At 67.2% G+C, this 26,295-nt stretch carries 22 protein-coding genes and 2 tRNA genes; 11 read left to right on the top strand and 13 right to left on the bottom strand.

What is annotated here, in order from left to right; genetic code table 11:
• Positions 1-220: 220 nt before the first annotated feature.
• Genes atzF through urtA form a run of 8 tightly spaced genes read right to left on the bottom strand, consistent with a single transcriptional unit; the run spans position 221 to position 11,346 of the window.
• Positions 221-1,972, bottom strand: coding sequence for an allophanate hydrolase (gene atzF, locus QH195_RS07760; protein ID WP_280434905.1), 1,752 nt, complete (start codon positions 1,970-1,972; stop codon positions 221-223).
• Between the two features lie 2 nt (positions 1,973-1,974).
• A complete protein-coding gene (gene uca / locus QH195_RS07765; RefSeq protein ID WP_280434881.1) occupies positions 1,975-5,634 on the bottom strand; it encodes an urea carboxylase in 3,660 nt (1,219 codons plus the stop codon).
• A gap of 51 nt (positions 5,635-5,685) precedes the next feature.
• Positions 5,686-6,387, bottom strand: a complete 702-nt coding sequence (locus QH195_RS07770) for a GntR family transcriptional regulator (RefSeq protein WP_280434882.1) — start codon at positions 6,385-6,387, stop codon at positions 5,686-5,688.
• 10 nt (positions 6,388-6,397) lie between these two features.
• A complete protein-coding gene (gene urtE / locus QH195_RS07775) occupies positions 6,398-7,090 on the bottom strand; it encodes an urea ABC transporter ATP-binding subunit UrtE (RefSeq protein ID WP_280434883.1) in 693 nt (230 codons plus the stop codon).
• A gap of 5 nt (positions 7,091-7,095) precedes the next feature.
• Positions 7,096-8,040, bottom strand: coding sequence for an urea ABC transporter ATP-binding protein UrtD (gene urtD / locus QH195_RS07780; RefSeq protein ID WP_280434884.1), 945 nt, complete (start codon positions 8,038-8,040; stop codon positions 7,096-7,098).
• Positions 8,037-9,152, bottom strand: coding sequence for an urea ABC transporter permease subunit UrtC (gene urtC, locus QH195_RS07785; RefSeq protein WP_280434885.1), 1,116 nt, complete (start codon positions 9,150-9,152; stop codon positions 8,037-8,039). The genes urtD and urtC overlap by 4 nt, the downstream gene beginning before the upstream one ends.
• On the bottom strand, positions 9,149-10,036 hold the full coding sequence (gene urtB / locus QH195_RS07790) for an urea ABC transporter permease subunit UrtB (protein ID WP_280434886.1): 888 nt from the start codon (positions 10,034-10,036) through the stop codon (positions 9,149-9,151). Before urtB ends, urtC begins: the two co-directional genes overlap by 4 nt.
• Before the next feature lie 5 nt (positions 10,037-10,041).
• The gene (gene urtA / locus QH195_RS07795) at positions 10,042-11,346 is read right to left on the bottom strand and encodes an urea ABC transporter substrate-binding protein (protein ID WP_280434887.1); all 1,305 of its coding nucleotides are present in this window, start codon (positions 11,344-11,346) and stop codon (positions 10,042-10,044) included.
• A 231-nt stretch (positions 11,347-11,577) separates the two neighbouring features.
• Between urtA and QH195_RS07800 the strand changes: the two genes are divergently transcribed.
• From QH195_RS07800 to QH195_RS07810, 3 genes are all read left to right on the top strand, one after another.
• Positions 11,578-12,183, top strand: a complete 606-nt coding sequence (locus tag QH195_RS07800; RefSeq protein ID WP_280424835.1) for a ClpP family protease — start codon at positions 11,578-11,580, stop codon at positions 12,181-12,183.
• Between the two features lie 351 nt (positions 12,184-12,534).
• Positions 12,535-13,125 (top strand): ClpP family protease, encoded by a 591-nt coding sequence (locus QH195_RS07805; RefSeq protein WP_280424834.1) that lies wholly within the window; start codon positions 12,535-12,537, stop codon positions 13,123-13,125.
• Between the two features lie 129 nt (positions 13,126-13,254).
• Positions 13,255-14,055 (top strand): alpha/beta fold hydrolase, encoded by an 801-nt coding sequence (locus QH195_RS07810; RefSeq protein WP_280434888.1) that lies wholly within the window; start codon positions 13,255-13,257, stop codon positions 14,053-14,055.
• A gap of 248 nt (positions 14,056-14,303) precedes the next feature.
• Here the strand turns inward: QH195_RS07810 and QH195_RS07815 are convergent, their stop codons facing one another.
• Both QH195_RS07815 and QH195_RS07820 read right to left on the bottom strand, forming a co-directional pair.
• Positions 14,304-14,672 carry a helix-turn-helix domain-containing protein gene (locus QH195_RS07815; RefSeq protein WP_280424832.1) on the bottom strand — a complete coding sequence of 123 codons (369 nt, stop codon included), beginning with the start codon at positions 14,670-14,672 and terminating at the stop codon, positions 14,304-14,306.
• Between the two features lie 214 nt (positions 14,673-14,886).
• Positions 14,887-15,192 carry a hypothetical protein gene (locus QH195_RS07820; protein WP_280434889.1) on the bottom strand — a complete coding sequence of 102 codons (306 nt, stop codon included), beginning with the start codon at positions 15,190-15,192 and terminating at the stop codon, positions 14,887-14,889.
• Positions 15,193-15,535: 343 nt separating this feature from the next.
• Here QH195_RS07820 and QH195_RS07825 point away from each other — a divergent pair, with 343 nt between their 5' ends.
• From QH195_RS07825 to QH195_RS07840, 4 genes are all read left to right on the top strand, one after another.
• On the top strand, positions 15,536-15,739 hold the full coding sequence (locus tag QH195_RS07825; protein WP_063059615.1) for a cold-shock protein: 204 nt from the start codon (positions 15,536-15,538) through the stop codon (positions 15,737-15,739).
• 807 nt (positions 15,740-16,546) lie between these two features.
• A complete protein-coding gene (gene serA / locus QH195_RS07830) occupies positions 16,547-18,145 on the top strand; it encodes a phosphoglycerate dehydrogenase (protein ID WP_280423234.1) in 1,599 nt (532 codons plus the stop codon).
• 173 nt (positions 18,146-18,318) lie between these two features.
• Positions 18,319-19,326 (top strand): 3-isopropylmalate dehydrogenase, encoded by a 1,008-nt coding sequence (locus tag QH195_RS07835; protein ID WP_280434906.1) that lies wholly within the window; start codon positions 18,319-18,321, stop codon positions 19,324-19,326.
• 110 nt (positions 19,327-19,436) lie between these two features.
• Positions 19,437-20,039 carry a Uma2 family endonuclease gene (locus QH195_RS07840; RefSeq protein WP_280423324.1) on the top strand — a complete coding sequence of 201 codons (603 nt, stop codon included), beginning with the start codon at positions 19,437-19,439 and terminating at the stop codon, positions 20,037-20,039.
• Between the two features lie 201 nt (positions 20,040-20,240).
• Here QH195_RS07840 and QH195_RS07845 read toward each other — a convergent pair whose 3' ends face one another.
• On the bottom strand, positions 20,241-21,494 hold the full coding sequence (locus tag QH195_RS07845; RefSeq protein ID WP_280434890.1) for an MFS transporter: 1,254 nt from the start codon (positions 21,492-21,494) through the stop codon (positions 20,241-20,243).
• 186 nt (positions 21,495-21,680) lie between these two features.
• Between QH195_RS07845 and QH195_RS07850 the strand changes: the two genes are divergently transcribed.
• The 4 genes from QH195_RS07850 (at position 21,681) to QH195_RS07865 (ending at position 24,767) form a co-directional block, all read left to right on the top strand.
• A complete protein-coding gene (locus QH195_RS07850; protein WP_280434891.1) occupies positions 21,681-22,442 on the top strand; it encodes a fumarylacetoacetate hydrolase family protein in 762 nt (253 codons plus the stop codon).
• Positions 22,443-22,455: 13 nt separating this feature from the next.
• Positions 22,456-23,931 carry a glutamate--tRNA ligase gene (gene gltX / locus QH195_RS07855; protein WP_280434892.1) on the top strand — a complete coding sequence of 492 codons (1,476 nt, stop codon included), beginning with the start codon at positions 22,456-22,458 and terminating at the stop codon, positions 23,929-23,931.
• Positions 23,932-24,475: 544 nt separating this feature from the next.
• Positions 24,476-24,547, top strand: a tRNA-Gln gene (locus QH195_RS07860).
• 147 nt (positions 24,548-24,694) lie between these two features.
• Positions 24,695-24,767 (top strand) — tRNA-Glu (locus QH195_RS07865).
• Between the two features lie 854 nt (positions 24,768-25,621).
• On the opposite strand, the gene QH195_RS07870 is transcribed toward QH195_RS07865, so the two are convergent.
• On the bottom strand, positions 25,622-25,960 hold the full coding sequence (locus QH195_RS07870; protein ID WP_280434893.1) for a phosphotransferase-like protein: 339 nt from the start codon (positions 25,958-25,960) through the stop codon (positions 25,622-25,624).
• Positions 25,918-26,217 carry a phosphotransferase-like protein gene (locus tag QH195_RS07875; protein ID WP_280434894.1) on the bottom strand — a complete coding sequence of 100 codons (300 nt, stop codon included), beginning with the start codon at positions 26,215-26,217 and terminating at the stop codon, positions 25,918-25,920. The genes QH195_RS07870 and QH195_RS07875 overlap by 43 nt, the downstream gene beginning before the upstream one ends.
• Positions 26,218-26,295 lie beyond the last annotated feature (78 nt).

Consider the following 26,295-nt stretch of genomic DNA (forward strand, 5'->3'; position numbering starts at 1 on the left):
GGGGGGGGGGGGGGGGGGGGTGTTTTTTTGCGTGGTCGGTGGGGGGGGGGGTGGGGGGGGGGGGGGGGGGGGGGGCCCCCCCCCCCCCCCCCCCCCCCCCCCCCCGGCCGCGGTGCTTCGCAAGACGGTGATCGCGGGAGATGACCGGCGGCCCACCGCGCCCCTCATCGGTACGGTGGGCCGAGTTTCGCCGTCATGGCGAACCGGGCTCGGAAGCGGCTTATCGAACGGCGTTCAGATAGTTCTTCCACCCCCCGTACTCGGTGATATCGGTTGCGTCACGTGATGATTCGAAGTCGCAGGCGAAGCCCGTGACCCATTCGCCGGAATCCAGTTCCACCTTGCCCAGCGTCATGGGCGACGGCAGGTTGCCCAGGAACGTGCCGAGGGCGGCGGGGGAGAGGCGATACAGTTCGCCGGGCAGACCGCGGCCGCCGGCACCCACTCGGAGCATCCCCGGTTTCGGTGGGGTGGCGGGCAGCGCGACCATGCGATAAGCCGCCGCCGTCGTCACCTCCCCGACGAATCGGGCGCGGGCTTGTTCCAGCTGGTGGTGCAGGGGCAGGCCGCGCAGATGAGCGCCGACGACGAGGAGATCGGTGCCGGTATCGGTGATCAGGGGTGCGGGTTCGCCGAGGAGCCGGGCGGCCAGGTCGATACCGACCTGATCGGCGAAGGCCGGGGTGACGAACATGACGCCGAATGGATCACCGTCGGCGGTGTCCGCACCCGGGACCGCGACCGCGGCCAGGTCGAGGAGATTGCAGAAGTTGGTGAACGTGCCCATCCGGCTGTTGATCGCGATCGGCTCGGCCGCCACCGCTGCGATGGTCGGGTGCTCGGTGGTGGTGGGGAGCAGCAGGGCCGGGTATTCGGTGAACAGGCGGCGGGCGGTAGCTGCGGCGCGCGTGAGGTGGTCGAGGTCGGTGACGTAGGAATGTGCGGCGGGGCGGGCGCCGCCGGTGATGATGGCGGAGACCACCGGGTCGGCGCCTTCGGGTTCACTGCTGAGGAATTCGCCGACGGCGGCGAAACGCTGGGCGACGATGGCACCGTCGTAGAGGAGGGTGGCGGCGTCGAGCAGTTCGGCGATATCGACCGTGGCGATTTCGCCGCCACCGGACCGCCAACGGTCGACGGTGGCGTCGAAGGCGGCACGGTAGGCGGGAGTGAGGGATTTCAGGTTGTCCTCGGTGGGCACGGCGAGGGTGGTGCTCGACGGTGCGCCGAGAGGCGTGTCGGCGGGCCACGGGCGGGAGCGGGGATCGGCCGGGTCGGGACCGATCATGGTGTTCGCGACCTCGGTGGCGAGGGCGAGGTCGCGGGCGAACACCGTGATGGCGTCGTAGTCGGGGCAGGCCGGGACCAACCCGGTGGTGGGGACCAGCCCGAGGGTCGGTTTGATACCGATGATGCCGTTCAGGGCGGCCGGGACCCGGCCCGACCCGGCGGTATCGGTGCCCAGGGCGGCATCGACCATCCCGAGGGCGACCGCGACCGCCGAACCCGAACTGCTGCCACCGGAGACCCGGTCGGGGAAGCGGCTGTTGCGGACCGCACCGTAGGGGCTGCGGGTGCCGACCAGGCCGGTGGCGAACTGGTCGAGGTTGGTTTTCCCGAGCATGATCGCACCCTGTTCGACCAGTCGCGCGACGGCGGGCGCGGTGTGGTCGGGAATGCGGTCGAAGCCCGGGCACGCGCAGGTGGTGGGGGTTCCGGCGATATCGATATTGTCCTTCACGGCGACGAGAACCCCGGCCAGCGGCAGCTTCTCGCCCTGCGCGACCCGGGCGTCGATCGCAGTGGCCTCGGCGAGAACATCGGCTTCTGCGCGCAGCGAGATCCAGATCTCGGGCCGATCCTGTTCGCGGATGGTGCGATACGCGGCTGCAACTCGGTCTGCCGCGCTGGTTGCCTCGCCGGCCGGGCCGGCGGATTCGGTGCCCGCGTCGGCTAGCGGTAGTTTCTCCATGGTCATGCCGCTCCTTCGATTTCGATGGCGACCAGAGGTGCGCCGGTGGTCACTTGGTCGCCTGCGGTGACGGTGATCGCGCGGACGGTTCCCGCGGCTTCGGCCACCACGGGCAGCTCCATTTTCATGGCCTCGAGGACGAGCAGGGTGGCGCCGGCCTCGACGCGCTCTCCCTCGGACACTTCCACCCGCCACACGTTCGCCATCATGGGCGCGGCGACGATCTCGCAGCCTTCGGGGAGGTCGAGGGTATCGGCGGTATCGGGGCCCGGATCCGGTTCGGTTTGGGCACTGAGTTCACCGCTGGCTTCCCAGCGCTGTCGTTCGGCGGTGAACGCGGCCTGCCGGATTTCCTCGGTGGCGGCGATATCGGCGGCGTGCTCGTCCAGGAATTCCAGATGCTCGGACATCGCGAATTCGCCTACGCTGGTGCGCATCTCGAAACGACCCGCGGACATATCCGCTCGGAGATCGAGCAGTTCCTCGGCCGCGACCGGATACCAGCTGATGCGGTCGAAGAACCGGAACAGCCACGGTTTGCCGGTTTCGAACGGTGCGCGTTGCCGGTAGCCCGACCAGATGGGGACGGTGCGGCCGATGAGCTGGTAGCCGCCGGGGGATTCCATCCCGTAGACGCACAGGTATTTGCCGCCGATACCCACGGCGTCGGAAGGGGTCCAGGTGCGGGCGGGGTTGTATTTGGTGGTCACCAGGCGGTGGCGCGGATCGAGCGGGACGGCCAGTGGTGCGCCCAGGTAGACGTCGCCGAGGCCGAGCACCATGTACTGGGCGTCGAAGACGATATCGCGGACCTCGTCGATACTGTCCAGACCGTTGACGCGGCGGATGAACTCGATATTCGACGGCAACCACGGGGCTTGCGAGCGGACACCGTGACCGTAGCGTTCGATCGCCTGCACGATGGTCGGATCGTCGAAGGACAGCGGGAGTTCGATATGGCGGCTCGGGACGCGGAGGTCGGCGGTATCGGGGATATCGTCCTCGAGCTCGCCGAGCAGCCGTACCACGGTGCGCTGATCGATGACATCGGCGTCGAAATGCAGATGCAGGGAGCGCACGCCGGGGGTGATATCGATCAGGCCGGGAATGGAGGCCTGTTCGAGGCGTTCGCTCAGGGCGTGCACGCGCATCCGCAGGCCGAGGTCCAGCTCCATCGGGCCGTATTCGACCAGCACGTTGTCGTCACCGCCGCGCAGGTATTTGACCTCCGGTGTGCCGGTACCGGCGTCGCGGCGGCCCAGAACACCGTTGTCCTCCTCGCGGGCGCCGAGGAGTTCGGGGGTGGAGACGTTACGGCCGCGCAGCGCCGGTGCGGAGCGGAACTCGGCGGTGCGGTCATCGGCGACCGGGACGAAACGCACCTGGTCGCCGGGGCGCATCTGACCCAGTTTCCAGCGGTGCGCGGAAATCACCGTGAGCGGGCAGGCGAAACCGCCCAGGCTGGGGCCGTCGGGGCCGAGCAGGATCGGAGTGTCGCCGGAGAGGTTGAGCGCGCCGACGCTGTAGGCGCAGTCGTGCAGGTTCGACGGGTGCAAGCCGGCGTCGCCACCATCTGTGCGCGACCAGGTCGGTTTCGGGCCGGCCAGCCGCAGGCCGGTGCGGTTGGCGTGGGCCTGCACCTGCCAGGTGGCGTCGTAGAACTGGGCGATATCGGCCGGGGTGAAATAGTCGGGTGCGGGCTGGGGACCCTCGCCGACCCCGACGTACCAGGTGTGGCCGAATTCGGGGCGGTCCTCGGCCGGGATGGGCGCGGGGTCGAGTAGGCCACCGGCATCGGGTTTGATGCCGAGGATATCGCCGGTGGCGACGGCGCGGCCGGTGATACCGCCGAAACCGCCGAGGGTGAAAGTGGCCGCGCTGCCGTGATAGTCGGGGGCGAGGATACCGCCGCGGACGGCGAGGTAGGTGCGCAGACCGGTGTCGTGTGGGGCGCCGATATCGAGAACGGAACCGGCGGGGACGGTGATCGGCTCCCACATGGGCACGGGTTCGCCGTCCACGGTGACCGGGGCGTCGGCGCCGGTAACGCAGACGATCGTGGTGGCGGTGCAGCGCAGGCGCGGGCCGAGCAACGTCGCCTCGAGGCCGTTCTCGCCCAGGGAGTTACCCACGACGTGATTGGCGAGCTGGAAGGACAGATCGTCGAAGGCACCCGACGGCGGGATACCGACGTTCCAGAGTCCCAGGCGGCCGGGATAGTCCTGGATGGTGGTGGAGACGCCGGCGCGCAGGATTTCCAGGCGGGGACGGATCGTGGCCAGGCTGCCCAGCGTCGCGGTGGTGTGCCGGGCGTCGAGCATGGGCGAACTGGTGGCGGCGGCACGCAACTGGGGCAGGTTGGTGGTGATACCGAACATGCGGGTCTCGTCGAGCGCCGCGCGGAGCCGGTGCAGGGCCTCGGTGCGGCTCTCGCCGGAAGTGATGATCTTGGCGATCAGCGGGTCGTAGTAGGGGCTGATCTCGGTACCGGTTTCGACCCAGGTCTCCACCCGGGCGTTCGCGCCGGGAATCTCGACCCCGGTGAGCGTGCCGGCGCCGGGGCGGTAGTCGTTACCGGGATCCTCCGCGTAGACACGGGCCTCCACGGCGAAGCCGGTGAGGGGCGGGCCGGCGTCGGGAACGTCGTCGAGGAACGCGGAATCCCCGCCCGCCAGCCGCAGCATCCACTCGACCAGGTCCACGCCCGTAACAGCCTCGGTGACCGGATGCTCGACCTGAAGACGAGTGTTCACCTCGAGGAACGACGCCTCGCCGCGGTCCACGTCGTAGATGAACTCGACCGTCCCCGCAGACCGATAACCCACCTCACCGAGCAGTTTCCGGCTCGATTCGAGCAGCCGTTCGCTCACGATATAGGGGAGCCCGGGCGCGGGCGCCTCCTCGATGACCTTCTGATTGCGCCGCTGCAGACTGCAGTCGCGAGTGCCCAGAGAGACCGCACGCCCGCGGCCGTCACCGAATATCTGCACCTCCACATGACGGGCCCGGGCGACGAAACGCTCCAGGTACACCGCCGAGGAGCCGAAGTTGTTCTGCGCCAGCCTGATCACGCGCTGATAGGTCTCGGTGAGTTCGGCAGGACCCGCGCAGGCCGCCATTCCGATACCACCACCGCCACCGGCGGCCTTCAGCATCACCGGATAGCCGATCCGCTCGGCCTCCGCCAGCGCCTCGTCGAGGCCGGCGAGCAGCCCGCTCCCGGCCACCAGCGGTACGCCCGCGGCTGCGGCGGCCTGCCGGGCACTGTGCTTATCGCCGAAAAGCCGTAGATGTTCGGCGGCCGGCCCGACGAACGCGATCCCGGCGGCCTCCACCTCCGCCGCGAAATCGGCATTCTCGGAAAGGAACCCGTAACCGGGGTGGATCGCCGTCGCGCCACTGGACAGCGCCGCCTCGATCACGGCTTCGGCGCGCAGATAGGACTCCGCGGCCGGTGCGGGCCCGAGCCGGACCGCTCGATCGGCCATCCGCACATGCCGGGAACCCTCGTCGGCATCGGAGAACACCGCGACCGTATCGATCCCCAGCCGCCGCGCGGTGCGCAGGATCCGGCAGGCGATCTCACCGCGGTTGGCGATCAGCAGACATTCGGGCAGCGGCGTATGCAGCGGTGTATACAGCTGCGGGGCGGTCTCGGTCACGGTCGATCCTCTCGGCGTGGACAGTGCCGGCTACCGGAGTAGCCGGGAAAATCAGGTCTTGGTCGCGCGGGCCAGGCGGGTCAGCTGGAGTACCTGACCGGCTCGATCGGCCACCACGCGGCGGGATTGGTCGATATGGGCCAGAAGCTGCTCACGGGCGTTGTCGAGGTCGCGATCGAGGACGGCCTCACCGATGGCGATATGTTCCTCGATGGTCGCGAGCATGCGGTCGGGAGTCAGATAGTCGAACATCCGGACCGGGCGGATCCGGGCGTTCACGGTGCGCAGGGCCTCGGTGAGGGCGTGATTGCCCGACGATTCCAGCAGTACGGTGTGGAATTGTTCGTCGGCGTCGACGAAACCGGCGTCCGGTTCCGGTGGCGCGGTGCGGAACGCGCGCCACCGGTCGATCTCCGGACCGAGTACGGCACGGTTGTGGCCCAGGTCCGGATCGTCGAGCACACGGGCTATGCCCTGGACTTCCAGAGTGATCCGCAACTCGTAGTAGTCACCCAGGGTGTCCAGGCGCGGCCGGTACGGGAACAGGCCGGCGTCGCGGCGTTCGACGAGACCGTCGGCCTGCAACCGGGCCAGCGCCTCCCGCACAGGGGTCCGGGAGACGCCGTACCGTTCGGCCAGCCGTTCTTCGCCGAGCCGTTCGTCGGGTGCCAGCGCCCCGCCCATGAGTTCGTCGCGCAGCGCCTTGTACACAGTGTCGCTACGGGATTCGCGTTTGCTTCGTGGTTCGGTCACGTCGCGCAGCCTAAAGAGTCATGGCGGCGCGAACGGTGTCGACGGCACCGGCTCCGCCTGCCCCGGACGAGGTGACCCGGCCGCTCTCCAGCACGTAATACCGGCTCGCGGCACGCAGCGCGAAACCGATGTGCTGTTCCACCAGCAGCACCCCGAGCCCGCCGCGGTTCACCAGTTCGGTGATGGTGTTCTCGATCTCGGCGACCACCGACGGCTGGATGCCCTCGGTGGGTTCGTCGAGAATGAGCATGCGCGGTTCGGTGATGAGCGCGCGGGCGATGGCCAGCTGCTGGCGCTGCCCGCCGGACAACAGCCCGGCACGGCGGTCGAGCAGATCCTTCAGCGCGGGAAACAGATCCAGCTGCTCGTCGATCAATGCCGCACCGCGTTTACGGCCGTCGGCCACCACCCGCAGGTTCTCGGCGGTGGTGAGATGACCGAAGCACTGCTGGCCCTGGGGCACATAGGCGATCCCGCGGCGGACCCGCGCGCTCGGGCGCAACGAGGTGATATCGGCACCGTCGAAACGGATCCGTCCGCGAGCGGTTTTCACCAGCCCCACCGCTGCACGCAGCAAGGTGGTTTTACCGGCTCCGTTGTGTCCCATGATCGCGGCGACCCCGTCGGCCGGGACCTCGATCCCGACCCCGTGCACCACCTCCGTGCGGCCGTAACCGGCGTGGACGTCGATGAGTTCCAGCATCGCGGTCAGCCTTCCTGTCGATCGGGCTCGGACGTCGGCCCCGGCTGTTCACGTTGCGCTGCCCGGTCCAGGGCCTGCCCACTCGTGCCGGGTGCGGCCGGTGTGCCGTTACGCTCCGCTACTGCCTCGCTACCGGACGCGTCCCGCCCGCTGTGCTCGGCTCCGGCAGCGGTACCCAGGTACGCCTCCTGCACGGCGGGATCGGCCTGTACCTCGGCCACCGATCCCTCGGCGAGGATCGCGCCACGGGCCAGCACGGTGACCGAGGTGGCGAAGCTGCGCATGAAATCCATATCGTGTTCGACCACCACGACCGTGCGTTCCCCGCCGATGCGGCGCAGCAGATTCCCGGTTTCCTCCCGCTCCTCCTGGCTCATTCCCGCGACGGGTTCGTCCAGCAGCAGTACCGAGGCGTCCTGGACCAGGAGCATGCCGATTTCGAGCCACTGTTTCTGGCCGTGGGCCAGCGTTCCGGCGAGTTGGTTGCGTAGCTTGGTGAGCCCGATGGTCTCCAGTGCCCGCTCGATCGATTCGGAGACCTGGGCCGGGCGGCGGCGCAGCATGGTCCAGATCGACCGGCCCGCTCCGGCGGCGATATCCAAGTTCTGCAGGACCGACAGTTCCTCGAATACGCTCGCGGTCTGGAAGGTGCGGCCCACGCCCAGCCGGGCGATCTGGTGCACCTTCTTGCCCAGCAGTTCGACCCCGGATTTCTGCACCGATCCGGTGGCCGGCACCAGACCGGTGATCGCGTCGATCATGGTGGTCTTGCCGGCGCCGTTGGGGCCGATGAGGAACCGCAGATCGCCTTGGAAGAGCGTCAGGTCGACATTCGATACGGCCTTGAATCCGTCGAATTCGACACTCAGTCCCCGGACTTCGAGGTAATCGCTGTGCATTCCGGCGTTGCCACCGGCCACCGGTGCGGTGGTCGTTTCCTGCGCGGTCATGACACTCCTACCGGGGTAGCGGCGGTGGGTTGTGCTGCCGGTCCGGGTGGTGCCGTGTCCTCGTCCGCGGCCCGTTTCCGCCGCCGCAGCAGGGTGACCAGTCCGGCCAGACCCGCCGGGAAGAACCCGACCACGACGATGAAGAGGATGCCCTGCGCGTACACCCAGCCGGAGGGGAAGTTCTCCGAAAGGCTGGTCTGCGCCCAGGCCACGGCGATCGCGCCCAGCACTGGGCCCAGCAGGGTGGTGCGGCCACCGATCGCGACACCGGTGAGGAACGCGATGGACGGCACGATCCCGATATCGGCGGGGGAGATGATCCCGACGATCGGTACGAACAGCGCCCCGGCGATACCCGCGAACAGGGCGGCCACCGCGTACGCGACAACTTTGACGTTGGCCGGGTCGTAGCCGAGGAAACGTACCCGCTCCTCCTGATCGCGCACCGCGACCAGCAGTTCGCCGTACCGGCTGTACATGAGCTGCCGGGTCAGCGCCACGATCACCAGCAGGGTCGCGGCCGCGATGAAGAACAGCAGCCGCCGGTTGATCGGATCGTTGAGCGCCAGCCCGAAGAAACTGCGGAACCGGTTGAGCCCGTTGCTGCCGCCGGTGGACTGCTGACCCACCAGCAGGATCGCGAAGGCCGCGGCCAGCGCCTGCGACAGGATCGCGAAATAGGCGCCCTTGACCTTGCGTTTGAACACCCCGAGCCCCAGCAGGACCGCCACCAGCGGCGGAACGATCAGGATGCCCAGGATCGTGACCACCGGCGACGAGAACGGAATCCAGTACGCCGGCAGCTCCCGGATCCCGGCGATCTGCATGAAATCGGGTACCTCGTCGCCGCGCAGCGCAGCGTCGGAGATCTTGAGGTGCATGGCCATGATGTAGGCGCCGAGCCCGAAGAACACACCCTGGCCGAGGGTGAGCATGCCGCCCCGGCCCCAGGCCAAACCGATTCCGACCGCGACGATGCCGAAGCACAGGAACTTACCGAGCAGATTGAGCCGGAAATCGGAGAGCACCGCGGGCGCCACCCCGAACAGCAGGACGGCGGCCAGCGCGAACCCCGAACAGACCTTCCAGCGGGTGGTCAGGAATTCCCTCATACCAGACTCCTCGACCGGATCATGAACAGTCCCTGCGGCCGGACCTGCAGGAAGATCACGATGACGACGAATACGATCACCTTCGCCACCGAGGCGGTGGTGCTGTATTCGATGAACGAGTTCAACAGCCCCAGCGCCACCGCGGCGATCACCGCGCCGCGGATCTGGCCGAGACCGCCGATGACGACCACCAGGAAGGCGTCCACCAGATAGGCGGCGCCGGTATTGGAACTGGTGGAACCGATCAACGTCAGCGCCACGCCCGCCACACCGGCGAGTCCGGAGCCGATGAAGAACGTCGTGATATCGGTACCGCGGCTGGAGATCCCGCTCGTTTCGGCGAGATCCCGATGCTGCACCACGGCCCGGATGCGCCGGCCCATCGCGGTGTACTTCATGGTCACCGCGATGGCGGTCACGCACAGCACCGCGAGCAGCATGATGAAGATCCGGGTCTTGGGGACCACGGCCCCCAGGATCTCCACCCCGCCACCGAGCCACTCCGGAGTCACCACGCGGACCGCGGGGGCACCGAAGATATCCCGCGCCGCCTGCTGCAGGATCAAACCCACACCGAAGGTCACCAGCAGGGTGTCCAGCGGCCGGTCGTACATCCGTTTGATCAGCGTCACCTCGAGGACGACACCCATGAGGCCGCCGACCAGGAACCCGATGAGCAGCGACACGATCAGCGAGACCTCGGCGTTTGACACCAGGTACGTCTGCACCGTGTAGGCGGTATAGGACCCCGCCATGATGAACGCGCCGTGGGCCATGTTGATCACGCCCATCTGCCCGAAGGTCAGCGATAACCCGAGGGCCGCCAGCAGCAGGATGGAACCCAGGCTCAGGCCGGTGAACAGCTGCCCGACAAGTGCTTCCATTCCGATCAGCCCCCGAGACCCTCGGCCCAGGAGTAGCCGGCCAGGTACGGGTCGGGTTCGATGGCCTCGCCGGAATCCCACACGCTGTAGATCAGGCCGTCGGGCCGGATCTCACCGATCCGTGCGGTTTTGGTGATGTGGTTGTTCTCGCCGTTGATGGTCACCAGGCCCTCGGGACCCTCGAACGTGACCCCGCCGGCCGCCTTCTGTACATCCGGGACAGTGAAGGACTGGGCTTTCTCGACGGTGTTCTTCCACAGGTGGACCGAGACGTAGGCGGCTTCCATGGGATCCGAGGTCGGTTTGTTCGCGCCGAACTTCGCCTTGTACGCCTTGACGAACTCGCTGTTCTGCGGGTTGTCGACGGTCTGGTAGTAGTTCCAGGCGGTCAGCTGTCCGGCGATGTTCTGGACGCCGATACCGCCCACCTCTTCCTCGGCGATCGACACCGAGACCACCGGCATATCCTGCGCCGTCAGGCCGACGTTCTTGTACTCGCGGAAGAACGCGACATTGGAGTCGCCGTTGAGGGTGTTGAACACCGCGTCCGCATCCGCGGCACGGACCTTGTTGACGATGGTGGAGAAATCGGTGGACCCCAGCGGCGTGTAGTCCTCGCCCTTGATCTCGATGCCGTTGGCCTCCGCGTACGCCTTGATGATGCGGTTCGCGGTCTGTGGGAACACATAGTCGCTACCCACCAGGTACAGCGATTTCACGCCGCGGCCCTTCAGATAGTCGAGCGCCGGCACGATCTGCTGGTTGGTGGTGGCGCCGGTGTAGAAGATGTTCTCCGACGATTCCAGGCCCTCGTACTGCACCGGGTAGTACAGCAGCGCGTTGCGGTCCTCGAAAACCGGCAGCATCGCCTTCCGGCTCGACGAGGTCCAGCCACCGAAAACCGCGGCGACACAATCACTGCTGATCAGTTTCTCGGCCTTCTCCGCGAACACCGTCGGCTCCGAAGCGCCGTCCTCACCGACCAGTTCGATCTGCTTGCCGAGCACCCCACCGGCGGCGTTGATCTCGTCGACCGCGAGCCGGATGGAATCGCGGACGGTGACTTCCGAGATGGCCATGGTGCCCGACAGTGAGTTCAGCGAACCCACCTTGATCGTGGGACCCGATGTGTCGACACAGGATTGGGCATTGGAACCGGCCTGCTCGGAGGCCGAGCTGCCACAGGCGGTAGCGGCCAGCGCGGTGACACAGAGGGCGACCGGCAGCGCGAACAGTCTGCGTTTCCGGCTTCCTCCCCTCCGGCGGATCGCCGCAGCGCTGGTGGGTTCTTCGGTTCTGGCTGCATTCATGACCGTTCGGCCTCCACTCCGGAAAAGTCAGGCCCGCTGACTCGCTATCGGCTCGCTGTATACAGCGGCGTATACGAGGAATTACGCTAAGGACGTTATGTTTCCGTGACGTATCCCAGCGTGAAACCCGGGTATCGATCGCCCGACCGCTCCCGGCCCCGCTGCTGAGAGCAGATCCGCTCACAGCAGCGTGCGGTACCGGTTCCCGCGCAGGTCCGGCACCGTGAAGGCATGGCTCACGACGATAAATCCCCGCTGTTCGGCTGGCGCTCCCGGGAACAACTGCTGTCCCGACGCATCCTCGTTCTCGACGGCCCCCTCGACGACGACAACGGCACCCTGCTGGCCACCCAGCTGCTCACCCTCGCGGCCGAGGACGCCGACGCGGGTATCTCCCTCTGGATCCACTCACCGGGCGGATCGGTCCCGGCCATGCTCGCCATCCGCGACGTCATGCGCCTGGTGCCGTGCTCCGTCTCCACCCTCGCACTGGGCTTGGCCTGTAGCGCGGGGCAGTTCCTTCTCTCCTCCGGAACCCCCGGAAAACGGTTCGCGCTCCCGCACGCCCGCATCCTGATGCACCAGGGGTCGGCCGGAATCGGCGGCACCGCGGTCGACGTCGAGGTCCAGGCCGACGATCTGCGCTACACCGTGGAAACCGTGCTCGGCCTGATCGCCGAGGACACCGGTCAACCCTACGACCAGGTCTACGAAGATTCCCTGCACGACCGCTGGTTCAGCGCCACCCAGGCCAAGGAATACGGGTTCATCGACCATATCGTCGGCGAATTCGGGCAGGTCGTCCCGCAACGCCAGCGCGTGGGGATCTCCGCATGAGCGGGTCGGGCCCGGAGGCGGCAGCAGAGCGGAACCACTCAGGGCCCTCGCACAACCACGTGCGGCGGTTCCGCCTGGCAGCGGCTTGTGCGACCACGGAGGGTGGTTCCTGGCCGCGCGCGGTGGACACGGATGAACAGGTTCCGGCCGAGGACGGCAGCCCGCATAGCCCACGAGCGCGGGTTCGGTTCACCACCGGGCGAGCGGCGTGAGTGAGCCGTGCCCGTCGGCGACAGTCTGCGCAACTCACGAAATGGTTGCCCAGCGAGGAACCCATGAGCAGACCAGCGAGGAACCCATGAGCAGGCTGCGCCCGCAGATCTATCGACCCGGATACGAAGGGGACAACCGATGAGTACCTACACGATTCCGAATGTGATCGCCCAGCATCCGCGCGGCGAGCGCATCACCGATATCTATTCACATCTGCTGGCCGAACGGATCGTCTATCTCGGCACACCCATCGACTCCGGGGTCGCCAACGCGCTCATCGCGCAACTACTGCACCTGGAGTCGGAAAGCCCCGGCCAGCAGATCGAGTTCTACATCAACTGCGAAGGCGGCGATCTGTCGTCGATGCTGGCCGTATACGACACCATCCAGCACATCGGCGCTCCCGTGCACACCACGTGCGTCGGGCAGGCCATCGCGGTCGGCGCGGTCCTGCTGGCCGGCGGTGCCCCGGGGCATCGCGCGATGCTCCCGCACGCCCGGGTGGTCCTGCACCAACCGGCCGCTCGCGGACAGGGCGCCATCCCGGACCTGATCCTGCAGGCCGACGAACTGGTGCGGATGCGCGCCGAAATCGAATCGATCCTGTCCCGGCACACCGGGCAGACGGCCGAACAGCTCCGCCGCGATACCGACCGCGACCGGGTCTTCACCGCCTCGGCCGCCGTCGACTACGGCCTCGCCGACACCGTTCTGGCACCACGGGCGTGACCTCCGGCACCGGTCGGAAAGCTTCCGTGTCGAACCGACATCCGGCCATGACACTGCTCTGACGAAGCGGGAGGTGGTGTGTCAGACAGGTGTCAGGCCGGTGTCAGCCGGTCCGGCGAAGGTACTCACATGAGCAACGCAGCAACTACCACCACCCCGGCGATTTCGGCTTGGAGCGGCATGGTGCCGGTCGACGACACCGCATTGTCGGTGAACGACACCGGCGGCTCCGGCCGGCCGGTCGTCTACCTCAACGGCGCCTACGCCGACCGGTCGCACTGGAAGAAAGTGATCGCCGACCTCGGCCCCGGCTACCGGCACATCACCTTCGACGAGCGGGCCCGCGGCAAATCGAAGCAATCCGCGGACTACTCGTTCGAGGCGTGCCTGCGAGACATCGATGCCGTGCTTGCGGCCAGGGGCGTGGCCGGGCCGATCATCCTGGTGGGCTGGTCCTACGGCGGGGTGCTGGGCTGGCACTGGGCCGACCGCAACCCCGACCGCGTCCTGGGAGTGGTGACCGTGGACGCCTTTCCGTACGGCCTGACCGGCGAGGAGGGCGCCGAGCGAATCCGCAAGCTGTTTCACAAGATGCGGTTCCTGCTGCCGCTGGCGCGGCCGTTCGGTATGGCCGCGCGGATGAGCGCCGCCCAGCATGCGGAGTCCAATATCGAACTCAACGAGATCGCCGCGGCCAGCGTGCCGGTCCTCGAGCGCGCAACCCGCCCGGTGCAGTTCGTGGTGGCCACCGGAGACAGCCTCGGTAGTGAGAAAGGAGAAATGGAAAAGTGCCGGGCCGTGCTCGACCCGGTGATCGCCCACAACCCGAATATCACGATCAGCGCGAAGGTCGCCAGTAATCATTCCACGATCCTGCGCAAGGATTCCCGCGCCGTCGCCGAGGCGGTCCGCCGGACGGTAGCCCGCTAGACCCCACGTTTCTCCTTGCAACAGTGGCGCCGCGGTAGAGGGTGCGCAGGGTGGCGAGCAGACACCACAACGCGAGGGTCGGCACGCATCCACCGGCCGGTGCCGAGCCGGCCCGATTTTTCGTCACCGGCACCGAACGACCGGCTCGTTCTCCTTACCGAGAGTTTCGCGTCCAGCCGGCCGGTGGCGCTGTCGTGATGGTGCTCGCGACGACTGTGCCGCTGTTCACTGGGCTCCGCTGGACGAGATCAGGCGGCGCGCAGCATGGGCACCTGCGCCGCACCCGGGCGCGCGGCGGCGGGGCGACGACGGAGGCGGAGTTCGTGGGCGACCTGTTCGGTGAGCTCGCCGAGGGAGGTGCCGAGAGCGCCGGCCAATGCGGCGATCATCTCGCTCGACGGTTCCTTGCGGCCGCGTTCCACCTCGGAGAGGTACTGCGGCGAGATACCGGCCCGCTGCGCGGTTTCCGCGAGGGTTTCGCGCTGATCGTTACGCAGGGCGCGTAACCGGCCGCCGAGCACCTCACGCCACAGCGGTTCGGGTTCGTCCGCCGGCTGCCGGCGCGGCGGCTCGTCCCGGCCACCGGGGATCGCGATCAATCTGCGCGGCTCGGTCATGGACCGAGCCTAGATTCGCGGCCGGGCCGGTCGACACCGATTACGCTCTGGGCGTAACCGTGGCGCGTGCACACATTCGAAACGACGGTGCCGTGGGAAGCACTGTGCGGCAACCCTCCCCGGGCGTATCCGGGCGATCTGCTGCCGTTTCCCGATGAGGTACCAGGAGAAAGCTCGGGCCCGCATTCTCACCGGAATGCGGGCCCGTGCGCGATCAGCTGCTGCCGAATGCTCCGCGCAGGATATGGCGGAACCAGTCCGCCGGATCGTCCCAGCCGTGGTGGTGGCCGCGGTCCCAGTGGCGGTCGCGATGGTGGTCCCGATCCCAGTGGCGGTCGCGGTCCCGGTCCCAGTCACGGTCGCGATCCCAGTGACGATCGCGGTCGACCTCGGTGAATCCGGGAGCCGGGGCCGCGGGGTCGGCCGCGGCGGGGGCAGCGAGCACCCCGAGGGGGAGTAGGGCAATGGCGCCCGCGATGACGACCCGTCGGGCCGCGAACGCTCGTTTCGTGCGGAACACTTCGTATCCTCTCGAACTCCGGCCGTGGCGCGGCAAGGGAATCCGCGCCGAATCGGCGACAGGGCCTTACCTTCGCGCAAACGGAGTCGGAATGTCACCGATTTTCGCGGAAATCATCCCTTGGAACTACGGGGTATCCCTGGGTTCACCCCGGAGCCGGGGAAATAGCGGAGGCGTGCGCCGCCGTGCCGGTCATATCGTGCCCGATATCACCGCGTTCTGCCTCACAATCAGCGGTTTTCGGGGTGCAGGAACTTCCCGGGACATGGCATCGTTGTCATAGAGATCAGGCGGATCGACCGAGATCCGGCTGGCTCGCAACAGAAAGTATGAAGTAAGTATCATGGCTCAAGGCAGCGTGAAGTGGTTCAACAGCGAGAAGGGCTTCGGCTTCATCGCGCAAGACGGGGGCGGACCTGACGTCTTCGTGCATTACTCGGCAGTCGCCGGTTCCGGCTTCCGGACCCTCGAAGAGGGACAGCGGGTGGAGTTCGAGATCGGGCAGGGCCAGAAGGGTCCGCAGGCTCAGGATGTTCGCGCCATCTGAGTGATGTGACGAAATGACAAGGGCCCCGCACCGCTAGGTGCGGGGCCCCTCGTCGTTTTCGGGCCGTTCTCCTCGGTTCGCCTCGCCGGGCCCGTCTCGGGACTCCCGGCCATCGCTTCGCGCCCGGCCCGCCGGAGACGGACGAACCCGGCCCACTCTGCTTCGCGTCGGCGCCGGATCTTCCCGCGCCGCACCGTCGGGATTCGACACCGGTCGGCGGACTCGGGCCGGTGAACCGGACATCTTCGGTTTCTTTTATTCACCTGTCGTTCTGTGGTGGCGGGTGACTTCGCTATATCAATTGCCGGTCTGTATATGCCACAGGAACGGAGGGGCTTGATCACGCCTTGCCCGGTAAAAGGCTGCGCTGGGCTCGCACGAAGTTTCCGCCCTCAGTCCGTTTCGGTCGAAGAGTGGGCATCGCGGCAGGTAGTGGTCGCGTGGATCGGTTGTCGACTCTGATCTCGAATCTATATGCCCATGGCGTGACCCACTCATTTCCGGAGTTTCGTAATGCGCCCGATCAGGCCGTCGATGTAACGCGTGGCTGTCGGTTCACCGCCGGTTTCCCCGATGAAAGGTCTCCGACTGTGCGGGAGACCGGGGCGCTTCCGCCTCCGGGCACACTCCCCGCGGCGGACGCGGACCCGCCGAGCGTGATTCCGCCCACCCGGCCGAGCGGGTCGGCGCTGGTTGCGCCGGGTCCTTGCCAAGGCGACTCCGAGGGGGCAGAACACCGCCCGATCCGCTGGAACTAAGCTTGGCCGCGTCAACTGGCCGTCCCCCCTGATCCAGGAGAACCCCACCGTGAGCCAAGCAGGCCGTCCTGTAGTTCTGATCGCCGACAAGCTCGCCCAGTCGACCGTCGATGCGCTCGGTGACGGTGTCGAGGTCCGCTGGGTCGACGGCCCGGATCGGCCCGCCCTGCTGGCGGCGGTGCCGGAGGCCGACGCGCTGCTCGTGCGTTCCGCCACCACCGTCGACGCCGAAGTCCTCGAGGCCGGCAAGAACCTGAAGATCGTCGCTCGGGCCGGTGTCGGCCTGGACAATGTCGACGTCCCCGCCGCCACCGAACGCGGTGTCATGGTCGTCAACGCGCCGACCTCCAATATCCACACCGCCGCCGAGCACGCCGTCACGTTGATGCTGAGCGCGGCCCGCCAGATCCCCGCCGCCGATGCCACCCTGCGCGAGCGCACCTGGAAGCGCAGCAGCTTCAACGGTGTGGAGATCTTCGGCAAAACGGTCGGTGTGATCGGCCTCGGCCGGATCGGGCAGCTGTTCGCCGCACGACTCGCGGCCTTCGAAACCAAGGTCGTCGCCTACGACCCCTACGTCTCCCCGGCGCGCGCCGCCCAGCTCGGAATCGAGCTGCTCACCCTGGACGAGGTGCTGGAGCGGGCCGACCTCATCTCCATCCACCTGCCGAAGACACCGGAAACCAAGGGCCTCCTCGGTAAGGACGCGATCGCCAAGACCAAGCCGGGTGTGATCATCGTCAACGCCGCGCGCGGTGGCCTGGTGGACGAGGCCGCGCTGGCAGAGGCCATCAAGTCCGGCCATGTACGCGCCGCGGGTATCGACGTCTACGAAACCGAGCCCTGCACCGACAGCCCGCTGTTCGAACTGCCGCAGGTCGTGGTGACCCCGCATCTGGGCGCCTCCACCAGCGAAGCGCAGGATCGGGCCGGCACCGATGTGGCCAAGTCCGTGCTGCTGGCCCTGGCGGGTGAATTCGTTCCCGGCGCGGTGAACGTCACCGGCGGTGTGGTCGGCGACGAAGTGGCGCCCTGGCTGGACCTGGTCCGCAAACAGGGTGCGCTGCTGGGTGCGCTGGCCGACGAACTGCCGGTGAGCCTCGAGGTGCAGGTCCGCGGCGAGCTGGCCTCGTCCGAGGTCGAGGTGCTGCAACTGGCCGCGCTGCGCGGTGTGTTCTCCGCCCATGTCGACGACCAGGTCACCTTCGTCAACGCGCCCGCGCTCGCGCAGGACCGCGGGATCAGCGCCGAGGTCACCACGGTCACCGAAAGCCCCAGCCACCGCAGCCTGGTGGATCTGCGCGCGGTCTTCGGCGACGGTCGCACCATCAATGTCGCCGGCGCGCTCACCGAACCGGCCCAGGTCGAGAAGATCGTCAACATCAACGGCCGCAACTACGATATGCGCGCCGAAGGTATCAACCTGGCCGTCCTCAACTACGAGGACAAGCCGGGCGCGCTGGGCAAGGTCGGCACCGCTCTGGGCGCCGCCGAGATCGATATCCTCGCCGCCCAGCTCACCCAGGACGCCAACAAAGAAGGCGCCACTGTGATGTTGCGGGTGAACAAGGAGGTGCCCGAATCGGTGCGCGCCGATATCGCGGCCGCCGTGGGCGCCGGCAAGGTCGCGCTGGTCGACCTGTTCTGATGTAGCGGTGCGCCGCCGGCGGACGCGATAGGCGGCGCGCAACCCCGTACGAATCCGCCCGGGTTTTCCGCACCCGGGCGGACCGGCGCAGAATCACTGTCCCAGCGGCGGCCGCACCCGGCCCGCCGGCCGCGACCGCTCGCGGCATGTCGTATCCAGAAAGCGTGGTTGTCATGAAGCTCGCCGTGATCCCCGGTGACGGTATCGGCCCGGAGGTCGTCGCCGAGGCGCTCAAAGTACTCGATGTGGTGCTGCCCGGTGTGGAACGCACCGAATACGATCTCGGCGCCAAGCGCTACCACGCCACCGGCGAGATCCTGCCGGAATCGGTGCTGCCGGAGCTGAAGCAGCACGATGCGATCCTGCTCGGCGCGATCGGCGACCCCTCGGTGCCCAGCGGCATCCTCGAACGCGGTCTGCTGCTGCGTACCCGGTTCGCGCTCGACCACCATGTCAACCTGCGGCCCTCCAAGCTGTACCCGGGCGTCGGCAGCCCACTCGCCGGCAGCCCGGATATCGATTTCGTGGTCGTCCGCGAGGGCACCGAAGGTCCGTACACGGGGACCGGCGGCGCCATCCGCGTCGACACCCCGCACGAGGTCGCCACCGAGGTCAGCACCAACACCCGGTTCGGCGTCGAACGCGTGGTCCGCTACGCCTTCGCCAAGGCACAGACCCGGCGCAAGCACCTCACGCTCGTGCACAAGACCAACGTCCTGGCCTTCGCCGGTTCGCTGTGGCAGCGCACGGTGGACGCGGTGGGCGCCGAGTTCCCCGATGTCGAGGTCGCCTACCAGCACATCGACGCCGCCACCATCCATATGGTCAACGATCCGGCCCGCTTCGACGTGATCGTCACCGACAACCTGTTCGGCGATATCATCACCGATCTCGCCGCCGCGGTGAGCGGCGGTATCGGCCTGGCCGCCAGCGGCAATATCGACGCCACCGGCACCAACCCGAGCATGTTCGAACCGGTCCACGGCAGCGCCCCCGATATCGCCGGCCAGTCCAAGGCCGACCCGACCGCCGCCATCCTCTCGGTCTCCCTGCTGCTCGAGCACAAGGGCGAAACCGCGGCTGCCGCCCGCATCCAGGACGCGGTCGCCGAGGACCTGTCGGGCCGCACCGGCAGCTCCTCCACCACCGAAGTCGGCGATCGGATTGCCACCGCGGTCTGACCTGGAAGTTCCCAACTTTCCGCCAACGAAATCGGGGTACATCTCCGATACCATCGGGGGATACCTGGGCGTATCCCCGATGGACGGCCCGATCGCGCTTGGAGGGCAGCATGACCGCGTGGCATGCCACCTGTGATGCAGGCTTCGGCCCGTACACAGTGCTGGATCTATATGACTTGCCGGAAGACGGCAAGGGATTCGAACTCGAAGACGGGTGGTTGGTCGAGGTGGCAGCGGGCGCACGGCACAACTGGATCGCGCGCAGGCTGTCTCGGATAATCGAGGGTGCGCTCGGTGAAGCTCCTGTGATCGTTTGCGATGGGGGCGAGTGGGAGATCAGCACACCGGCCGGCGTACGGAAGCCGGATATCGCCGTGGTTCCCTACGATATCGCGCGGTCTGTGATCTCGGACGGCTCGCCGAAACTCATACCTGGTATCGATCTCCTGCTGGTGGTCGAGGTGGTGTCGCCCGGGAGCGGTAGTGAGCGCACCGACAGGGTCCGGAAGGTGAGTGAGTATGCGGCGCTGGGCATACCGCAGTACTGGCTGATCGAGCACCAGCCAAAAGTTCGTGTTCACCGCGGAACCCTTGAAGGAAGTACCTACCGGTGGGGCCCCGTCGTTACCGAAGGTAGTGAATTCGCTGCCGATGTCGAGGTGGATTCGACGATCCGCGTGAGTTTCGACCCTGCGGTTCTCAGCGATATTTGAGTGGTTCGTCAGCCGTACCGGGCTCGTCACCTGCGGCCCAGCGGTTCGCGGTATCTCCACCGTGGACGTCCGGCGAAGTGGCGGCACTCCCGCCGAATCAGGATTCGGATATCGGTGTACGCCGGGCCAGGAGTCGGTTTCTGTGATGGATTCGGGCTATGAGCACGGTGTGCAGCGGCTATCGCCGATGCGGTTGCCAGCTTATCGAGCCGACCGCGGTGGCCGGCACTTACCCGGGGGATTCTCCGAATTAAACGGCACCAGTGGAATGGCTACCGCGGCCAGCGCAGCTGCCGCCAAATAGGCCGCCGGGAATCCGGTTGCGGTGATGAGGCCGCCGAAGACCGGCGGTACCGCGGCGATCATCAGGTTCTGTCCGGTGTTCTGGATGCCGAGGCCGCGGCCGCTCCAGTAGGGGCCGGCGAGTTCGGCGATGGCCGTGAAGGCCAGGCCGTTGTCGGATACCGAGACCACCGAGGCGATCACCATCAGCGGGATGGCGGCCCACCACCATTCGGTCCAGGCGGTCAAGGCCAGCAGCGCCATGGTGGTGACCGCGGCGACGGCGATCAGGCGCAGTGGACGCATCCGGCTACCGACGCGGTCGGACCAGGCGCCCGCACCGATCCGGCCCAGCGCGCCGAGCACTTGCGTGCCGGTGACCAGGGCGCCGGCAGCGGCCAGCGACCACCCGATATCGCGATGCAACCACAGCAGTGCGAAGGTCCAGACGGTGCCCTGCGGAATGACCAGCAGGACGGACACTCCGTGGATACGCCAGAGGGTGCCGCCGGCGCGGTACGGGTTGGCGCCGGTGGATTCGGCTCGCGGCGGGCGGGGCGGATCGACGATGCCCAGTAGACAGCCCACCGCCGCCAGACCCGCCAGAACAGCCGGCACGAGCAGCGCAGGAGCGATCCCGGCACTGTCCGCGACCAGCGGAATGGACAATGCGCCGATACCCACCCCGATGGGCTGGCCGGTCTGCCGGATACCCATCGCCAGGCCGCGCCGTTCGGGCGGGAACCAGCCGACGATCACCCGGCCGCTGGCACCGTTCGTGCTGGCGGCGCCCATACCGCCGAGGAACAACAGAACTCCGAGCAGGGGATAGCTCGTCGTGAAGGCGGCCGCGGTGCCGGCGGCGCACATGATCAGCGGTCCGGCGACCAGTGCGATGCGTTCGCCGAACCGGTCCACCAGATAACCCCAGGCGATGAGGGTGCAGCACAGCCCCACGGTCGGCAGCGCGACCAGCAGCCCGGCCGTCGGCAGCGGCATACCGCCCGCGGTGAGCGCGGGCAACAGGAACGGGACACCGTGGACGAAGATCGCACTCGAGGTCTGGGCGAACACCCCGAGGGCGAGCATGAGCCAGCGGCGCGCGGAGGAGACCGGTGCCGGTCGGTTTCCGGGCACGGCGGCTCGGGTGGCCGCCGGTGAACTGGGTGCCATAGTTCCCCATTTCGGAATACAGCAACATCTCAATATATGGGAAGTGCTTCTCAGATCTTGAACTTTTGGTCACCGTACACCGCCGAGCCGCGGTTTTACCAGGCGGTGTCACACTTTTCACCACCCCCGCATGCCGACCGGTCGGGCGCATTCGGGCTGGTGAACCCGGCTGGATAGACTCCGAGCATGCGTCTAGGTCGAGTTGCCAGCCCCGACGGGGTCGCTTTCGTCGCCATCGACGGCGAGACCGCCAAAGAAATCGCCGAACACCCGTTCGGCACGCCGACGTTCACCGGCCGTAGCTGGCCGCTGGCCGATATCCGCCTGCTCGCCCCCATCCTGGCCAGCAAGGTGATCTGCATCGGCAAGAACTACGCGGCGCACGCCGCCGAATTCGGTAGCCAGGCACCGGAGGAGCCGGTGATCTTCATCAAACCGAACACCTCCATCATCGGGCCGAACGTGCCCATCCAGCTGCCGCCCAACTCCGCCCGGGTCGACTTCGAGGGCGAACTGGCCGTTGTGATCGGGCGGCCCTGCAAGGACGTCACCGCGGCCCGCGCCAAGGACGTCATCCTCGGCTACACCGTCGCCAACGATGTCACCGCCCGCGATCAGCAGGCCCAGGACGGGCAATGGACGCGGGCCAAAGGGTACGACACCTTCTGCCCGCTCGGTCCCTGGATCGAAACCGAACTGGATCCGGCCGACCTCGAGATCACCACCGAACTCGACGGTGAAGTGAAGCAACGCAGCACCACATCACTACTGCTGCACGATATTCCGGAAATCATCGAATGGATCACCCGGGTGATGACCCTGCTGCCCGGTGATGTGATCCTCACCGGCACACCCGAAGGTGTCGGCCCGATGAAAGACGGTCAGAGCGTCTCGGTGACCGTCGCCGGAATCGGAACACTCACCAATCCTGTTGCCGCCAAACGCTGAACGAAAGAGAGACATGACAAACGTACGGGTCCGTTTCTGCCCGTCGCCCACCGGAACACCGCATGTCGGACTCATCCGCACCGCGCTGTTCAACTGGGCCTACGCCAAACATCACGGCGGAACCTTCGTCTTCCGAATCGAAGACACCGATGCCGCACGGGATTCCGAGGAATCGTATCTGGCGCTACTGGACGCATTGCGCTGGCTCGGCCTCGAATGGGACGAAGGCCCGGAAATCGGCGGACCCTATGCGCCGTACCGGCAATCGCAGCGCCGCGATATCCATCTCGACGTGGTGCGGAAACTGCTGGAAGCCGGAGAAGCCTACGAATCCTTTTCCACGCCAGCGGAAGTCGAAGAACGCCACCGTGCGGCCGGACGCGATCCGAAACTGGGCTACGACAATTACGATCGCGATCTGACACCCGAACAGATCGCCGAATACAAGGCCGCCGGCCGCGGTGCCGTGGTCCGGCTGCGTATGCCCGACACCGATCTCACCTGGAACGACCTCGTACGCGGCGAGACCACCTTCAAAGCGGGCACCGTCCCCGATTTCGCGCTCACCCGCGGCACCGGCGACCCGCTCTACACGCTGGTCAACCCGGTCGACGACGCGACCCAGCGGATCACCCACGTCCTGCGCGGCGAGGACCTGCTCTCCTCCACCCCGCGTCAGCTCGCCCTCTACGCCGCCCTGCAGCGTATCGGCGTCACCGATTTCACCCCGGAATTCGGGCATCTGCCCTTCGTGATGGGGCAGGGGAACAAGAAACTCTCCAAACGCGACCCCGAATCCAACCTGTTCCTGCACCGCGACCGCGGCTTCATCCCCGAGGGATTACTGAATTACCTCGCCCTGCTCGGCTGGAGCATCGCCGACGACCACGACGTGTTCACACTGGACGAGATGATCGCCGCCTTCGACATCTCCAAAGTCAACTCGAACCCGGCCCGCTTCGACCAGAAAAAAGCGGACGCGATCAACGCCGAACACATCCGGATGCTCGCCCCGGACGATTTCGCTGGCCGGTTGCGCGAATACTTCCTCCGGCACGGATATATCGGTGAAGAAATCGACGAGAAAGTATTCGCCGAAGCCGCCGAACTCGTTCAGACCCGAATAGTCGTACTCGCCGACGCCTGGGATCTGCTCCGATTCCTCTTCGCTCCCGCCACCGACTTCGCAATCGACCCGGCAGCCGGAAAGAAAAACCTCGGAGAAGACAGCCACCCGGTTCTGGACGCGGCTGTCGACGCACTCGAACCACTCACCACATGGACCGCCGCCGAAATAGAAGAAGCGCTGAAAACGGCGCTCATCGAGCGGCTCGAACTGAAACCCAGAAAAGCGTTCGCGCCGGTACGGGTCGCGGTCACCGGATCACATTTCAGCCCGCCGCTGTACGAATCCATGGAACTGCTCGGGCGGGAAGAATCCATGCGCCGCCTGCGGGCCGGACGCGAATGGGTCGCGCCCAGCGAATAACCCCTCCCGGCGGGCCCCGTGATCGTCGTGCGGGGCCCAGAGGCGCTGCCCACCGGTCTCCGGCCGGCGAGCGCGGGGAAGGTCGGGCGGCCCGGTGCTCGACGGGACCCGCACCTGAGCCGCGTTGCCGGTGACACTGTCGAGCTGCGCCACCACGGCACCTGAGCCACCACGCCGTCGCCGGATGCAGCGTCGGCCGTGGGATAGGTGGGCGAGGACCGGTGCCGCTGTTCGATCGGGATCGTGCCCCTAGGCCGGGGTGCCGGTGCCGTGCAAACCGCAACCCACACGCGAACGGGTTCGGATCCCGCGCCGACCGGCACCGCCGCATTCGCCACGGATTCCCCGCCCGGACAGCTGACGCCGGGATCGGCGGCAGTCCCGGCCGCCGGGCCGAGCGGCCGGCCGAAACCCATCCGGACGAACCCAACAACCGCGTGCTGACCAGGCGATTTGTAGTTTCCCCCGAACAGTTTGGTACTCTCTTTCTCGGCCGGAACGACGGTGCCGCCGCAGCCAGCGACGAACCGAAAGCCCAGGTCATTGGGGTATGGTGTAATTGGCAACACAGCTGATTCTGGTTCAGCCATTCTAGGTTCGAGTCCTGGTACCCCAGCGGAGATCGCTCTCTACTACATCCTCCAGATGCGGTGCGGAACGAATATCCAGGCGATTTGGTCGCCGCAGCCCGGTCGGTTACGCTGATCGAGCTTCGGATCGAAAGATCCACGATCCGCTCCAGCCAGGAGTCGATCAAAGTCCTGGCCCCGTCGTCTAGCGGCCTAGGACGCCGCCCTCTCAAGGCGGTAGCGCGGGTTCAAATCCCGTCGGGGCTACTCAGCTGGCAGGCTCATGCTCATGGAGAGCATGAGCCTTTGCTGATTCGCGATGTTTTGCGGGGGTCCAACCCCCGGGGGGCCACCCCGGCGGGCCGGCCCATGCCCTTGTCCCCCTTGTGCTTTTGCTCTTCGGCTTTTTTTGGGGGGGCCCCCCCCCCCCCACCCCGGCCAGGCGGGCCCGGCGCCCCCTGGACCCCCTCCGTGGAGGGATTCCCACCGGGGTTTTGCCGGGGCTGCGCCCCTGGACCCCTTTGCGGTTCGTGGGATTCGGGTAGGCGTTCGTGGCCGGTGGGCGGCGGATGTGCCGGTTCGGGTGCGAGATCTGGACTGGCTATCGGTGATCGGTTTTCCTGTGGGGCGTGGCGGGGGGCTGCGCCCCTGGACCCCTCTGTGGTTGGTGTTATTCGGCATTGGTGTGGTGGATCGGCCCGGAGATGGTGGTGATGGTTGTGCTGCGGTGACTGCCGCACAACGCCCGCCTGCTGCTGGATCTCGGGGGTGTCCCCACCCAGCAATGGGGCGGTGGCGACCAGCGGCCCGGTGGGACCTGGGGCGCGGTCTGCTGTGCGTTCGGTGTCTTCGGAGGCGGTCATCTGTCGGCCGGCGCTCCCCGTTGAGGCACTTGTGGAATCCGGGCTCGATGTTCGGCGGCACCCGGCGGGGGCTCGCGGTCATTCGGCCGGGCGAATACCGGCTGGGGCTCGGCGGCCGTATCTGGTGTCGACGCGACGCGCGTGGGTGATGAACAACACATTCGGGCTCTACATTTCATGTGGCGGCCGGTGCGGGCGTGGCGCGATCGGGCTTCGGGCGGGGTGCACGCGGCGGCAATGCGGGGCCGGGCGCGTAGGTCATCTGTCGGCTGCGGCTCGCAGTTTGTCGAAGGCGCGATTCGACGAGTGCCCGTCGAGGAACGCCTTGATCTCGGCTGAGCATGCCTCGATGGAGGCGGTCCCGGTATCGACTTCCAGATCGTAGATTTCGTGGGCGTGGACCGCATCGAGCTGGCTGGCGGCTGTGCCTGTGGGCCGGTCGGCGCGGCGGCGTTCGCGGTTTCGGAGTTCGCCGGGTGGGCAGTGGACACCGACGAAAACGACGTCGATACCGGTCATCACGGCCAGGCAGTCGGGTAGTCGCCAGGGTTCGCTCAGGACATGGTCCATGACGATGTCGTTGCCTGCCCAGGCCATTCCCGCGACAGCGCGGTGGAAACCGGCGCGGGTCCGGCGGAGGCCGCTGCGAGGTCGCGCGGATCGAGTTCGTGGGTTCGGGATTCCGAACGCATGGCGCCGAACATATCGACGCCCATGTGGAAAAAGGGGCGGTCGAGGTCGATCAGGAGCCTGCGCGCAATGCTGGACTTTCCCGAGCTCGAGACTCCGTTGAGGAGGACGACCCGGCCGGGAGCGGCTACGCGGGCACCACGGGTGCCGCACTTGTTCTCCATGCATCGATGGTGACTCGGCGGTGGGTGGTTGTCCGGCACACCGTGCGTCGGACGGCGGCCGGGCGGCTGCCCGGGTGA

The organism is Nocardia carnea (assembly GCF_029868855.1).
Classification (GTDB): Bacteria; Actinomycetota; Actinomycetes; order Mycobacteriales; family Mycobacteriaceae; genus Nocardia; species Nocardia carnea_A.

Excerpts from the sequence above, each read along its gene's own strand:
- atzF (WP_280434905.1), bottom strand. The coding sequence starts at position 1,972 with ATGGAGAAACTACCGCTAGCCGACGCGGGCACCGAATCCGCCGGCCCG.
- QH195_RS07810 (WP_280434888.1), top strand. The coding sequence starts at position 13,255 with ATGAGCAACGCAGCAACTACCACCACCCCGGCGATTTCGGCTTGGAGC.
- QH195_RS07850 (WP_280434891.1), top strand. The coding sequence starts at position 21,681 with ATGCGTCTAGGTCGAGTTGCCAGCCCCGACGGGGTCGCTTTCGTCGCC.
- QH195_RS07805 (WP_280424834.1), top strand. The coding sequence starts at position 12,535 with ATGAGTACCTACACGATTCCGAATGTGATCGCCCAGCATCCGCGCGGC.
- QH195_RS07845 (WP_280434890.1), bottom strand. The coding sequence starts at position 21,494 with ATGGCACCCAGTTCACCGGCGGCCACCCGAGCCGCCGTGCCCGGAAAC.
- QH195_RS07870 (WP_280434893.1), bottom strand. The coding sequence starts at position 25,960 with ATGGCCTGGGCAGGCAACGACATCGTCATGGACCATGTCCTGAGCGAA.
- QH195_RS07840 (WP_280423324.1), top strand. The coding sequence starts at position 19,437 with ATGACCGCGTGGCATGCCACCTGTGATGCAGGCTTCGGCCCGTACACA.
- urtD (WP_280434884.1), bottom strand. The coding sequence starts at position 8,040 with ATGACCGCGCAGGAAACGACCACCGCACCGGTGGCCGGTGGCAACGCC.
- QH195_RS07800 (WP_280424835.1), top strand. The coding sequence starts at position 11,578 with ATGGCTCACGACGATAAATCCCCGCTGTTCGGCTGGCGCTCCCGGGAA.
- QH195_RS07825 (WP_063059615.1), top strand. The coding sequence starts at position 15,536 with ATGGCTCAAGGCAGCGTGAAGTGGTTCAACAGCGAGAAGGGCTTCGGC.
- urtB (WP_280434886.1), bottom strand. The coding sequence starts at position 10,036 with ATGGAAGCACTTGTCGGGCAGCTGTTCACCGGCCTGAGCCTGGGTTCC.
- QH195_RS07875 (WP_280434894.1), bottom strand. The coding sequence starts at position 26,217 with ATGGAGAACAAGTGCGGCACCCGTGGTGCCCGCGTAGCCGCTCCCGGC.
- urtE (WP_280434883.1), bottom strand. The coding sequence starts at position 7,090 with ATGCTGGAACTCATCGACGTCCACGCCGGTTACGGCCGCACGGAGGTG.
- QH195_RS07835 (WP_280434906.1), top strand. The coding sequence starts at position 18,319 with ATGAAGCTCGCCGTGATCCCCGGTGACGGTATCGGCCCGGAGGTCGTC.
- urtA (WP_280434887.1), bottom strand. The coding sequence starts at position 11,346 with ATGAATGCAGCCAGAACCGAAGAACCCACCAGCGCTGCGGCGATCCGC.
- urtC (WP_280434885.1), bottom strand. The coding sequence starts at position 9,152 with ATGAGGGAATTCCTGACCACCCGCTGGAAGGTCTGTTCGGGGTTCGCG.
- gltX (WP_280434892.1), top strand. The coding sequence starts at position 22,456 with ATGACAAACGTACGGGTCCGTTTCTGCCCGTCGCCCACCGGAACACCG.
- QH195_RS07815 (WP_280424832.1), bottom strand. The coding sequence starts at position 14,672 with ATGACCGAGCCGCGCAGATTGATCGCGATCCCCGGTGGCCGGGACGAG.